Raw genomic sequence first — 12,929 nt, forward strand, 5'->3', positions numbered from 1 at the left:
AGAACATAAAATGAAAACCAAAACCGCATTAAACCCTACCATTTTTGTAATATTTGGTGGAACAGGTGACTTAAATAAAAGAAAATTAGCACCTGCCCTATATAATTTATTTATGGAGGGTTACATGCCTGATAAGTTTGCTATTATTGGTACAGGAAGAACTGAATTTACTGATGATAGTTACAAAACGGCTTTAGAAGAGGCTGTGAACGAGTTTTCGCGAAGCGGAAAAGTTAAAAAAGATAAATGGGACGATTTCGGAAATACCATCCATTATTGCCCTACCGATTTTGCCCAGCCAAAAACTTTCGAAAATCTTAAAGCAGCTGTCGATAAATATCAAAAAGAATACGGCGCAGGTACACAGGTAATTTTCTACCTGGCTGTTGCCCCTAACTTCTTCCCGATTATTGCGGAATGTTTACAAAAATATAAACTTACGCAAGATGAAGACAATAGCCGCATCGTTATTGAGAAACCTTTTGGTCATGATTTAGAATCGGCAAAAGAACTCAATGCATTATTAAGTACCATTTTTACTGAAAAACAGATCTATCGTATCGACCATTACTTAGGTAAAGAAACGGTACAAAACATGATGGCTTTCCGTTTTGCCAATGCATTGTTCGAGCCGTTATGGAACAGGTCTTATATCGATCACGTTCAGATTTCGGTTACCGAACAGTTAGGTGTAGGCGATCGCGGAGGTTACTACGAAGGTTCTGGTGCTTTGAGAGATATGATCCAGAATCACCTCTTGCAATTGCTTTGCTTGGTTGGAATGGAAGCACCAATTAATTTTGATGCCGATGAAATCAGGAACCGTAAGGTGGAGGTTTTAAGAGCGATGCGTCCTTTTTCTGCTGAAGATATCCGTTTTCATACGGTTCGCGGCCAATACAGCAAAGGCTGGGTTGAAGGTAAGGAAGTTCCGGGATACCGTCAGGAAAAAGGTGTTGATGCACACTCTAATACCGAAACTTTTGCAGCAGTTAAATTCCATATCGATAACTGGAGATGGCAGGGAATTCCTTTCTATTTGAGAACTGGAAAACGCCTGAACCAGACATCATCTTTAATTACCATTCAGTTTAGGGATGTTCCACATCAGATTTTCTCATCAGGTGTAACCGAAAACTGGCAGCAAAACAGGTTGGTGATCAGCATACAGCCGGAAATGAGTATCCGCATGCAGGTACAAGCTAAGAGACCTGGATTAGACATGGTATTAAACCCTGTTGATATGATATTCGATTATAAAGGAACTTACGAGGGTGATACCCCGGAAGCTTACGAAACCTTATTATTGGATGCGATGATGGGCGATCAAACCTTGTTTATGCGCGGCGATCAGGTAGAGGCGGCATGGGAACTGGTGATGCCAATTTTAAATACATGGGAAAGCAAAAAATCAATCAATTTCCCTAATTACCCTGCCGATAGCTGGGGACCAGAAGAAGCTGAAGCACTTATCGCAAGAGATGGTTTCCACTGGTTTAACCTGCCGTTGAAGAATAAGGAATAATTTTTACCCGGTCGTCACCCTGAATTTAGTTCAGGGTCTTATTCGAGATAGATGCGAATCCCGAAAATTCGGGACAGCGTGACGACTTTATTATTGATAAAATGAATCTACTCATATACAAAACATTAGAAGAACTAAACCAGGATCTGGCAGATTATGTAATCAAAATTGCAGAAATGTCTATCGAAGAAAACGACCGTTTCAATTTCGTACTTACCGGCGGCAGTTCTCCTAAAGCACTTTACCATTTTCTGGCTACCGAAGGGCAGCACAGAATTGATTGGGAAAAAGTATACTTCTTCTTTGGCGATGAGCGTAATGTTCCGGCCAATGATGATAACTACAATGGATTAATGGCCAAGAAAACCATTTTAGATCCGCTGGGCATTAAAGAAGACCATATTTTTTATGTTGATACCACTTTGGCTCCTGAAAAAGCGGCTATTGAATATAAAAAAGCAATCGACAAACATTTTAATGGCGAAGACATTGTTTTCGATCTGATCCTTTTGGGTATGGGTGATGATGCGCACACCGCTTCGATTTTTCCGCATACGACCTTGGTTAAAGATGAAGAAGTAAACGTTGCAGCGGTATACGTAGAAAAATTAGATACTTATCGCATTAGCTTTACCGCACCATTAATTAACAAGGCAGATAATGTGGCGTTCCTGGTGTTTGGCGAAAATAAAGCCGAAGCCTTAAAACATGTTATTGGCGACGAGCAAAAAGATGTATCGACTTACCCTTCTCAGTTAATTGATCCTATTGATGGAAAATTAACCTGGTTTACCGATGAGGCGGCCACAAAATTATTAGAAGACTAAAGTGATGATGTCTGAAGAAAAACATTTATCAGACTTTTTAAACGGAAAAACGGAATATACCTTAGGGTTATTCCGTTTTTTTATTGACCAATTGGGCGAATTTGGAGCGATAAAGCTCAGGCCAACCAAATCCATGATTGCGCTTGAATCAAAAACGCAATTTGCTTATATTACACAATTGGGAAAGAACTTTATTCATGTAGTTATTCCCTTCGACCAACCATATGAAGACAATCTTTGCTTTACTAAAATTGCCCAGGTACCAGGGATTAATCAGTTCAACCACCATTTAAGGATTTTCTTTCCGGAAGATATAAATGATGAAGTGAAAGCTTTTTTGAGACTGGCTATGGAGTAACGCGTTTTTTAACCACAGCGTACACGGAGGAAGATGCAGAGACCGCAAAGTTTGGTACAACTATCTTATTACCATATCCGTCATTTCGACTAAAGCGCAGCGAAATGGAGAAATCTATATAGATAAATTCAATTTTCCTTCACAAAAAATCATGAAACAAGCTATCATAAACTAGATGCGTCACCCTGAATTTATTTCAGGGTCTATAATACATTGTGGTAATTTCATGATTCAAAAGATCCTGAAACAAGTTCAGGATGACGAATGTTTCTATCCTAAGCTTTAAAGAAGAATAGGTGTCAGATGGAAACATCTGACACCGCACCAAAATCGATTAAACTAGATGCGTCACCCTGAATTTATTTCAGGGTCTATAATGCATTGTGGTAATTTCCATGATTAAAAAGATCCTGAACCAAGTTCAGGATGACGATTCGTGCAGAAATTACCCTTAGGATTGCTGTTGGATGTTTCCATCCTACGCTTTAAAGAAGAATAGGTTTCAGATGGAAACATCTGACACTATATATGGTCGTCATTGCGAGGAGGAACGACGAAGCAATCTTTCCTAATTTGCCAAAGTTTGCAACAAAGATTGCTTCGTCGGCTGAAAAGCTTTCTCGCAATGACGATTTCGTGAACGGAAATTGTCTTTAATCCAGTTTCTCTTCTATCAACAACTTAATAATCCCATCAGCCATCCCCACTTTAGGTACATAAATCTGTTTTATACCGGTCCACTTCATTAAGGTTAAATAAATCTCGCAGGCCGGGATAATTACGTCTGCACGGTCGGGGTTTAAACCCAGGGTATTAATCCTTTCTTTCAATGAATAACTGGTTAATTTATTATACATCGAATTTAATTTCTGTAATGATAAAGGCGCATTTTCCTTCTCATCCGACATGCGGAATAACTTATTAATATTGCCACCTGTACCGATGCCAGCCAGATGTTTATAATCTTTTGTATGTTCTTTTACCCAATCTTTCATCTCTTCCCAGGTTTCTTCCTTATCCTGATTATCGAGCATCCTAATGGTACCGATATTGAAAGATCTTGAAGCTTCAGGAGCACCTTTTACAAAAACAGACAACTCGGTACTACCCCCACCCACATCAATATACAGGTAGTTTTTATTTTCATCTAACTCTTCTTCAATATGGTTAGCATAAATAATATTCGCTTCCCGTTGTCCTTCAATAATCTCTAACGTAACGTCCGCTTCCTTTTTAATCAGTTTGACAATATCTTCCCCATTACGGGCCTCGCGCATTGCAGAGGTTGCACAAGCCAAATATTCAGAAACATGATAAACATCCATCAGATTCTTAAAAGCGGTCATGGTTTTGATCAGATCAGCAGATTTTTTCTCTGAAATATACTGATCTAAGAATGCATCATCTCCCAGTCGGAGTGGCACACGTATAAGGGTGTTCTTTTTGTATTTATATTTTCCGTCTTGTTTGCTAATATCAGCAATGAGTAACCTCACTGCATTCGAACCGATATCTATAGCTGCGTATCTTAACATTATGATTGATGCTTGGTTTTTAAATAGTTATAAATATCTACTTGTGCCCTTATTTTTTTACTTAATCTGTTTTTGTGATATTTATTATTGTTTAAGGCATTAATTTGCCTCGATTTGGTATTATCCTGCAGCTGCAGATCGATAATATCCTGTATCTCCTGTTTAACATCATGATCAAGTACCGGAAAACCTACTTCAACACGGTGTTCGAAATTCCGGCTCATTAAATCGGCAGAAGACAAATACATATCGTTTTTACCGTTATTACCGAAAATATAAACCCTGGCATGCTCCAAAAACTTATCGATAATACTAATGGCGGTAATATTTTCACTAAAGCCCTTTACCCCAGGCACCAGACAGCAAATTCCGCGGATAATCAGCTGGATTTTAACCCCGGCATTACTCGCATCGTAAAGTTTGGCAATAATCCCTTCATCCGCTAAACTATTTACTTTCAGCATGATGTAAGCGAGCTTACCCTGCTTGGCATTTCGGATTTCGCGGTTGATAAAATTGACCAGTTTCGAGCGGCTCTCCAGTGGGGAAACAATCAGGTGTTTAAAACCCTTGGTTACGGTACGTTTGCTTAACGCATCAAAAAGTTTGACCAGATCGTTGGTGATCTCTTTCTTTGCCGTGAAAATACTATGGTCGCAGTATAAACCTGCAGTTTTCTCGTTAAAGTTCCCGGTTGCTAAGTTTGCATAGTACACCGGTTTATCCTTTTCGATCCGTTTAACCAAACAAATTTTAGAATGTACTTTGTAATCGGTTAGACCGTAATTTACCTTAACACCCTCCTCCATTAAACGACTGGTCCAGTAAATATTGGCCTGCTCATCAAAACGGGCTTTAAGTTCCAGTAGAACAGAAACTGCCTTGCCATTTTTAGCAGCGTTGATTAAGGCATTGATTACTTTCGAATTTTCTGCCAGCCGGTATAAGGTAATCTGTATGTCAGTTACTTTCGGATCAATTGCGGCCTCTCGCAAGAACAAAATGATATAATCGTACGATTGATAGGGTAAATTCACTAAATAATCGCGCTGGGCGACTCTATTGAACATACTCTGGGTTCTGTGCAGATCGTGCACTTTCAATGGCACATTCGGCGCATATTCCAGTTCTTTTTTACCCACATTCGGGAAGGCAATAAAATCGCCAAACTTATGGTAACGGTTACCCGGAATTAAACTTTCAGCCTCAAGCTTAAGCTTATTCACCAGTACAGTAAGCATGTTTAAAGGCATAGCCGAATCGTAAAGCAAACGCATGGGTTTTCCTTTTTTGCGTTTTTCTAAACTGCTTTTTAAATCCTCGATAAATTTATCATTGATATTTTTATCGATATCCAATTCGGCATCCCGTGTTAACTGGATCGAATAGGCCTCTAAATTATCGTAGGTAAAAACATAAAATATATCATCTAAGCAATACCTGATAATATCTTCGGCAAGAATAATAAATTTTAGGTCGTTTGTTTCCGGCAATACCAAAAACCGCGGCAAATTCGGTGGAATTTCAATGAGCGCGTATTTCTCTTTAACTTTTGTGTCTTTTTTCGAAAGTTTAACAAAAAAATAAAGATACCGGTCTTTCAGCTCTGGAAAAGGCTTATCCATATCCAGCATAATGGGAACCAGATTAGATAAAATCTTATCCCTGAAATGATTTTTAACAAACTCGCCCCTGCTTACATTCAGTTGGGTATCGTTTAAAATAAAAATCCTGTTCTGGGCAAGCTCGTTAATTAGCGTAGCCTGAAAAAGCTGATCGAATTTTCTTTCCTGTTTTACAACAATGTTTTTAATCTCGTTCAGAATTTTCTTTGGGTTAAATCCCAAAAGTGCTTTAGCCTTATCGTTCAGATTGGTTAACCGGGTCATAGTGGCTACCCGCACACGATAAAACTCCTCTAAATTTGAAGAAAATATAGATAGAAATTTAATCCGTTCAATCAGCGGAACTGTTTCGTCGGCAGCTTCTTGCAGTACACGTTCGTTAAAGTAAAGCCAACTGATTTCGCGGTTAAAAAATGGAATCTTTTTATTACTCATTTAAAAAAATAAAAAATCCCTGCCAAAACAGGGATGCTCAAAACTGCACATTAATTTGTTAAATCGATGTTAATTCATCTACACGTTAACGTTAACAAATTTATTTTTTAGTAGGTGTTTTTGTCTCTTTCTTAACTGCAGGTGTAGCTTTAGCAACCGTCTTTTTAACAACTGTTGCTGCTTTTGCAGGTGTAGCAGCCGGAGTTACCGCTTTTTTAACTGTTGCAGCGGCCTTTGCCGGAGCTTTAACCGCTGTACTTGTCGCTTTTTTAGCAACTGTTGTAGCCTCCTTTACCGCTTCTTTTGCTTTTGCTACCGGTTTTGCCAATACTTTCTCGGCTTTTTCTTCTGTTTCTATTGCCGCAACCTTAATGCTTTGCACTACTGGTTTAGCCTTTGCAACCGCTTTTTTAACCACTTTTTGAGCAGATTTTTCAGACTTACTTACCGCTTTGGCAACTGGTTTTTTTGCTGCTTTTGCTTTCTCTTTTGATGCATGTAACAAATCATCAATTTTCTGTCCCACATCAGCTTTTACGATGGTAAATTTTTTGGTTAATTTTTTAGCCACCCGTTTGCTGGCCTTACCCACCTCCGCGCTAATTTCCGATACATCATGACCTAAACTTTTAATCACATCTAAGAACTTATCCGTGATCGATTGCTCCAGTTGTTTTTTAGCTTCTTTCTTTGTGATCTTTTTTTGAGACTTCGGTTTAGTGGTTTTCATATTATTTTTCGTTTTTTTGTGAGAATGGATTAATTTCTATTAAATCTACTTATTTTTTTACTTTAAAGCTAAAACCATGCCTTCTTTTGATATTGTAAGTAAAGTTGATGCGCAGACATTAGACAACGCCATTAACAATGCTAAAAAAGAAATTCTTAACCGATTCGACTTTAACGGATCGAAAAGCACGATCGATCTGGATAAAAAAACAAATGTGGTAACCATTGTTACTGAAGATGATATGCGCTTAAAAGCAATAGAAGGTTCAATCATTTCGCGGATGATGAAACAGAATTTAGATCCGAAAAGTTTAAATTTTGGCGACGAGCATCAGGCATCGGGCAACATGATCAGAAAAGAAATCAGCATTAAAGAAGGATTAGACAAAGAGGCTGCTAAAAAAGTGGTGGCGAAAATCAAAGCCAGCGGTTTAAAAGTTCAACCTTCAATTATGGACGATCAGGTTCGCGTAACTGCAAAAAAAATCGACGATCTGCAAGCAGTAATCAACCTGTGCAGAAACGAAGATTTTGGTCAACCGCTTCAGTATATCAACATGCGTAACTAGGTGTTAAACTGGTTAATTGTATAAAAGTTGAAATTGGTTAATTGTTAGATAATTCGACACGATTAAGCACTTAACCGATTTCAATCGTTAACCAGCCAAATAACTGACCGATTAAGCAGTGTATGCTATTACGGATTTTGACAGCAAAACAATCATTCAAAATTCAATCATTAATTCACATGGAAATCAGCGAAAACGGATTTATATTTTCTGATAAAAAAGCGCTTTTAGTTATCGATGACATACACCATTATTTAAGTGTAGAATCGTATTGGGCAAAAGGTATTCCGCTGGATACCGTAAAACGTTCTATAGAAAATTCGCTTTGTTTTGGTATTTATAAAGATCAGGAGCAAGTGGGTTTTGCACGCTGGGTAACGGATAAGGCTACTTTTGCCTGGCTTTGCGATGTTTACATTAAAGAAAGCTACCGTGGCTTGGGCTTATCGAAAAAACTGATGTCTTTTATGATTTTCCACCCGGATTTACAAGGATTAAGGCGCTACCAGCTCGCTACTTTAGATGCGCATAGCCTGTATACGCAATTTGGCTTCTCTCCTATCCAAAACCCGGAAAATCAAATGGGTATTGTGATTCCAAACATATATAACCAAGACCCGGAATAGATAAAAAAAACCTTTTTCCAACGCTCTTGTTTTTAAACCTATAAAACATAGAGAAAACATGAAAAAGATATTTTTATTGTCCGCCGGGATTGCCTTAGCGCTTTCCTTTCAAGCTTGTCAAACCGCTGATAAAAAATCGGCTACCACTAAAGACAGTATTTCTGGAGATACCAACATGGTAAACGGCAACCATGTTACAGGCTCCGAAAGCACCGAATCGGGTGTTGATGAGGCTGGAGCAACTTTTTTAAGAAAAGCAGCTGTTGGCGGCATTATGGAAGTTGAAGCAGCAAAAATTGCCCAAACCAATGCCAAAAGTGCTGAGGTAAAAGAATTTGCAGCCAAAATGTTAACCGATCATACGAAAGCCAATACAGAATTAAAAGCTTTGGCCATAAACAAAAAGGTAATTACCCCCGATGCCTTGCCTGCAGATGATCAAATCCACCTGGATGAAATGAAGAAAATAACCGGTACAGCCTTTGATCAACATTATATGCAAATGATGGTTACTGATCATGAAAAAACAATAAACTTGTTTAAACTCGGCATGCAGAACCGCGATCAGGCCATTAAAACCTGGGCTGGTAATACATTGAAGGTAATCGAATTGCACGATGAAATGGCCAAAAAGATTGTAGCGAACTTAAAATAGATTGTTTTTCAATAAAGATAAATCGTTATTTCGAGAGAAGTCGAGCACCACATAGTGCTCAGCGAAGCTGAATCTGTGTGAATAGATTGCTCTGGTCGAGATGACGATTTTCTATTAGCCCCGTATAACTGAACAAAATGTGTGAAAGACATCATTTTTAATACAATTTCTTTCTAAAAAGAAATTAAAATTAACTTTCGCCGTTTAATACAAAAATACATAAATGAATAAGAGTAGAATTTTCAGCGCGCTTTTAAGTGTCGCGCTCATCAGTGCTGTACCAACTTTAGTCCATGCACAAAAAGCAAATTGGCAAAATCTTGATCTTAAAACCGATAGTACATTCGGAATCAGTACCGAAAAAGCATATAAAGAACTTCTAAAGGGGAAAAAATCTGTTAAAGTGATCGTTGCCGTGAATGATGGCGGTGTTGAAGCTACTCACGAGGATTTAAAAAGGATAATGTGGGTTAATACCAAAGAAATAGCGGGTAATGGCAAAGACGATGATAAAAATGGCTATATCGACGATATCAACGGCTGGAACTTTATTGGTGGCCCAAAAGAATCTATAAATTTTGAAACGCTGGAGTTAACGCGTTTAGTACGCCGTAATCAAGACCGTTTTGCCAATACCACTGATGCAAATGTTGCAGAAAAAGATAAAAAGGACTTTGCTGTATTTAAAGCACAGAGAGCTGATTTAGAAAAGCAACTGGCAGAAGCTAAAGAAAATCTGGCAGGGTTAACAGGTTTCAAAGCAGCGCTTGATGCAGTAGTCAAAAAAATTGGCAAGCAAGATCCTAGCCTTGACGACTTTAAAAATTTTAAACCAGTTACCGATGTTGATGCCCGGGTACAAGCGGTAGTAATTGAGGAATTAGGAAAAAATACCTTTAAAGATTTTTATGAAGAGCAGATTACAGAAGGCTTTGACTATTATAGCCGCCAGGTTAATTATAACTTAAATCTCGACTACGATCCACGCGCTATTGTGGGCGATGAACCGAACAATGTTAAGGAGAAATTTTATGGAAACAATGATATAGCTGGTCCTGATGCCATGCACGGCACGCACGTAGCAGGTATTATCGCCGCCGACAGAACAAATAAACTGGGCATTTTAGGTGTGGCGGATAATGTGGCTATTATGGGTGTTCGTTGTACGCCTAATGGTGATGAGAGAGATAAGGATGTTGCAAACGCAATTCGTTATGCTGTTGATAATGGTGCTAAGGTAATTAACATGAGTTTCGGCAAGCCTTATACCGAGAACAAAGAAGTTGTTAACGAAGCGATGAAATATGCCGTTGAAAAAGATGTACTGATTGTACAGGCTGCCGGTAACGAAAACAAAAACATCGATGTAGAAAGTAATTTCCCTAATCACAAAGATTTAGATGAAAAAACCATTGCTTCATGGATAACCGTGGGTGCATCGGGTCCTAAAGATGATGAAACACTTAAAGCCAGTTTCTCTAACTATGGTAAAACGCAGGTAGATGTATTTGCGCCGGGAGTTAAAATTTATTCATCAGTACCTGGTTCTAAATACAAAAACTTAGACGGTACAAGTATGGCTTCTCCTGTTGTAGCGGGTTTAGCGGGATTAATCCGCTCTTATTACCCTAAATTAACGGCTGCCCAGGTGAAAGAAATTATTGTTAAATCGGTAACAAAGGTTAACCATAATGTAGAATATGCTAAAAGTGAAGAACCTGGCGCAGAAAAAATTTCTGTTCCTTTCTCTGACCTTTGTATTAGTGGCGGAATCGTAAATACTTATAATGCCCTAAAATTAGCAGCAACTTACAATGGTAAGGCCGTTGCTAAATAATTTAAAGATAGTGATTAAACAAAAAATGCGTCCCGATGTAAAATTGGGACGCATTTTTTATTTACGATATTTAGAGAAGTAATTATGCCAAAATCTTATCGGGTGTTATCGGCAATGTTCTGATTCTTTTTCCGGTGGCATTAAAAACGGCATTGGCTACTGCTGCAGAAAAACCGATCAGGGCAATTTCGCCCATACCTTTTGCCCCCATGGGATTAATATAGGGATCGGGTTTATTGATGAAATTAACATCAATCTCTGGTACATCTGCATTTACCGGAACGTGGTAATCGGCAAAATTGTTGTTGATATATCTTCCATAACGGTGATCGATGATGGATTCTTCCGTTAGCGCCATCCCAATTCCACCCACTGCACCGCCCAGCATCTGACTTCTTGCCGTTTTCGGACTCACAATGGTACCTGAATCGCCTACGGAAACAATTTTACTCACTTTTACAACACCGGTTAGGGAATGAACTTTGACCTGCACAAAATGAATCGAGAACGAATACATCGAGTAACTATCTTTTTCCTTGCCACCCTGGCTCTCTTTGGTTACTTCTATTTGCGGCAGGTTATTCTTTTTTAAAACATCAACAAAATTAGCCGTAGCATCCATATTTGAATTTGCGGCCAGTTCTGCAATTGCAGACTTTAATGCCACACAAACATCGTTCACGGCCGAACCTACGGTAGATAATGTAGCCGATCCACCCTGACTTGGTGCTGGTGGCAAAGAAGAGTCGCCCAATTCAAACGTAATTTTATTTACAGGAATCTTCATTAATTTATTGGCAATTAAAGTCATGCCAGTTCCTGTTCCCGGGCCAATATCACTGGTTGCACTTTGCAAAAGCAGCGATCCATCAGCCTTTAAAATACCCTTCACGCTTGCCTTGCCTCTGTTCGCGTTAAATACACCCACACTTACCCCATAACCGGTTTGCCATGGTCCTTCTGTCAAACTACCCGGTTTATTTTTCCGGTTGCTCCATCCTATTTTCTCGGCCCCGATTTTATAGGCTTCTTTGATGTTTTTGCTCGAAAAGGGTTTATTTTTCTGCTGATCGGTTTCAGGATCGTTTTTGATTCTAAAATCCAATGGATCCATGTTCAGGGCATGCGCCATTTCATCAATTGCACTTTCAAGCGCAAAAGCTCCTGTTGCTTCGCCTGGTCCACGCATCCATATCGGTACACCCAGATCAACCGGTACAATGGCATACGAAGTATTTACATTATCGCATTGGTACATAAACTTCGCCATGTTCACCACCCCTTCTGTAAAGTTCTCATAAGTGGAAGTTTCGCCATACGCCCTATGCGTAATCCCTGTTAATTTACCATCTTTATTCGCACCCAAACCGATGGTTTGTATCGCTGCCGGCCGATTACCGACCATTGTAAACATCTGCATCCTCGTAATCACCACTTTTACAGGTTTACCAATATGTTTGGAAGCCATCACTGTTGCAATTTCGAGTGGCCATGTACGCAAAGCCATGCCAAAACCACCGCCCACAAACTCCGAATTCACCTGAATATTCTCCATCGGAATTTTAAAAACGTTGGCAATAGTGCCCTGCGTAGCTTTTACACCCTGTGTTTTGGCATAAACGGTAAGTTGGTTATTGGGTCGCCAATCGGCAATAATCCCATGCAGTTCCATCGGGTTATGTGTTTCAATTGGCAGAAAATATCTTTCTTCGAGCTTTACCTCTGCGGTTTTATAGGCATTTTCTATACCTCGTTTATAGTCAGCTTGTCCCTGGAGCTTTTTAGCCTTAGGATCTTTTAATGCCTTTTCAAAATCGGTATTAAATTCTTCTTTGGCATAGGTTGCTTTAACGAGTGAGGCGGCATGAGTAGCCCTTTCGAAAGTATTCGCCACCACGATTGCAATGGGTTGCCCGTTATAAAAAATCTTATCAGTATAAAAAATCTTCATCTGCGGACCACCTTCCTGCTCATAAGCAGCTGCCGATGGCTTATTCAAGTGCGAAACCACAGCAATTACACCTGGTGCTTTTTCAGCGGCCCTGGTATCAAGCGCAGTAATTTTCCCCTTGGTAATGGTACTGGTTACCAAAACACCATAGGTTAAACCAGGTAATTCATATTCAGCAAAATACTTAGCTTGTCCGGTAACTTTCAAAATTCCATCTACGCGATCGTTATCGTCTTTTAACATTCTCTTTTCCATAA

Annotated in this window: 11 protein-coding genes; 7 read left to right on the forward strand and 4 right to left on the reverse strand. The window is 39.2% G+C overall.

The annotated features are described in order from the left end of the window. Positions 1-10 precede the first annotated feature (10 nt). From CA265_09815 to CA265_09825, 3 genes are all read left to right on the forward strand, one after another. Positions 11-1,525: a glucose-6-phosphate dehydrogenase gene (locus CA265_09815; protein ID ARS39926.1), complete on the forward strand. Its 1,515-nt coding sequence runs from the start codon at positions 11-13 to the stop codon at positions 1,523-1,525. 101 nt (positions 1,526-1,626) lie between these two features. Then, positions 1,627-2,352 (forward strand): 6-phosphogluconolactonase, encoded by a 726-nt coding sequence (locus tag CA265_09820; GenBank protein ID ARS39927.1) that lies wholly within the window; start codon positions 1,627-1,629, stop codon positions 2,350-2,352. A gap of 4 nt (positions 2,353-2,356) precedes the next feature. Continuing rightward, positions 2,357-2,710 (forward strand): hypothetical protein, encoded by a 354-nt coding sequence (locus tag CA265_09825; GenBank protein ID ARS39928.1) that lies wholly within the window; start codon positions 2,357-2,359, stop codon positions 2,708-2,710. Positions 2,711-3,363: 653 nt separating this feature from the next. On the opposite strand, the gene CA265_09830 is transcribed toward CA265_09825, so the two are convergent. The 3 genes from CA265_09830 to CA265_09840 all read right to left on the reverse strand — a co-directional run bounded on the left by CA265_09830 (position 3,364) and on the right by CA265_09840 (position 7,035). Next, positions 3,364-4,245, reverse strand: a complete 882-nt coding sequence (locus tag CA265_09830) for an exopolyphosphatase (GenBank protein ID ARS39929.1) — start codon at positions 4,243-4,245, stop codon at positions 3,364-3,366. Further along, positions 4,245-6,305, reverse strand: coding sequence for a polyphosphate kinase 1 (locus CA265_09835; GenBank protein ID ARS39930.1), 2,061 nt, complete (start codon positions 6,303-6,305; stop codon positions 4,245-4,247). The genes CA265_09830 and CA265_09835 overlap by 1 nt, the downstream gene beginning before the upstream one ends. Positions 6,306-6,405: 100 nt before the next feature. Then, positions 6,406-7,035, reverse strand: coding sequence for a hypothetical protein (locus CA265_09840; protein ID ARS39931.1), 630 nt, complete (start codon positions 7,033-7,035; stop codon positions 6,406-6,408). Between the two features lie 76 nt (positions 7,036-7,111). Here CA265_09840 and CA265_09845 point away from each other — a divergent pair, with 76 nt between their 5' ends. The 4 genes from CA265_09845 (at position 7,112) to CA265_09860 (ending at position 10,721) form a co-directional block, all read left to right on the forward strand. Then, on the forward strand, positions 7,112-7,603 hold the full coding sequence (locus CA265_09845) for a YajQ family cyclic di-GMP-binding protein (protein ID ARS39932.1): 492 nt from the start codon (positions 7,112-7,114) through the stop codon (positions 7,601-7,603). A 179-nt stretch (positions 7,604-7,782) separates the two neighbouring features. Further along, positions 7,783-8,229, forward strand: a complete 447-nt coding sequence (locus CA265_09850) for a GNAT family N-acetyltransferase (protein ARS39933.1) — start codon at positions 7,783-7,785, stop codon at positions 8,227-8,229. Between the two features lie 58 nt (positions 8,230-8,287). Further along, entirely contained in the window at positions 8,288-8,884 is a 597-nt protein-coding gene (locus CA265_09855; protein ID ARS39934.1) for a hypothetical protein, read from the forward strand. A gap of 223 nt (positions 8,885-9,107) precedes the next feature. Continuing rightward, the gene (locus tag CA265_09860) at positions 9,108-10,721 is read left to right on the forward strand and encodes a peptidase S8 (GenBank protein ID ARS39935.1); all 1,614 of its coding nucleotides are present in this window, start codon (positions 9,108-9,110) and stop codon (positions 10,719-10,721) included. 82 nt (positions 10,722-10,803) lie between these two features. Here CA265_09860 and CA265_09865 read toward each other — a convergent pair whose 3' ends face one another. After that, on the reverse strand, positions 10,804-12,927 hold the full coding sequence (locus tag CA265_09865) for an aldehyde oxidase (protein ARS39936.1): 2,124 nt from the start codon (positions 12,925-12,927) through the stop codon (positions 10,804-10,806). Positions 12,928-12,929: the final 2 nt, after the last annotated feature.

This window comes from Sphingobacteriaceae bacterium GW460-11-11-14-LB5, from assembly GCA_002151545.1.
Classification (GTDB): Bacteria; Bacteroidota; Bacteroidia; order Sphingobacteriales; family Sphingobacteriaceae; genus Pedobacter.

What these genes read in the sequence shown, in the direction of transcription:
- CA265_09815 (ARS39926.1), top strand. Translation starts at nt 11, where the DNA reads ATGAAAACCAAAACCGCATTAAACCCTACCATTTTTGTAATATTTGGT.
- CA265_09820 (ARS39927.1), top strand. Translation starts at nt 1,627, where the DNA reads ATGAATCTACTCATATACAAAACATTAGAAGAACTAAACCAGGATCTG.
- CA265_09825 (ARS39928.1), top strand. Translation starts at nt 2,357, where the DNA reads ATGATGTCTGAAGAAAAACATTTATCAGACTTTTTAAACGGAAAAACG.
- CA265_09830 (ARS39929.1), bottom strand. Translation starts at nt 4,245, where the DNA reads ATGTTAAGATACGCAGCTATAGATATCGGTTCGAATGCAGTGAGGTTA.
- CA265_09835 (ARS39930.1), bottom strand. Translation starts at nt 6,305, where the DNA reads ATGAGTAATAAAAAGATTCCATTTTTTAACCGCGAAATCAGTTGGCTT.
- CA265_09840 (ARS39931.1), bottom strand. Translation starts at nt 7,035, where the DNA reads ATGAAAACCACTAAACCGAAGTCTCAAAAAAAGATCACAAAGAAAGAA.
- CA265_09845 (ARS39932.1), top strand. Translation starts at nt 7,112, where the DNA reads ATGCCTTCTTTTGATATTGTAAGTAAAGTTGATGCGCAGACATTAGAC.
- CA265_09850 (ARS39933.1), top strand. Translation starts at nt 7,783, where the DNA reads ATGGAAATCAGCGAAAACGGATTTATATTTTCTGATAAAAAAGCGCTT.
- CA265_09855 (ARS39934.1), top strand. Translation starts at nt 8,288, where the DNA reads ATGAAAAAGATATTTTTATTGTCCGCCGGGATTGCCTTAGCGCTTTCC.
- CA265_09860 (ARS39935.1), top strand. Translation starts at nt 9,108, where the DNA reads ATGAATAAGAGTAGAATTTTCAGCGCGCTTTTAAGTGTCGCGCTCATC.
- CA265_09865 (ARS39936.1), bottom strand. Translation starts at nt 12,927, where the DNA reads ATGGAAAAGAGAATGTTAAAAGACGATAACGATCGCGTAGATGGAATT.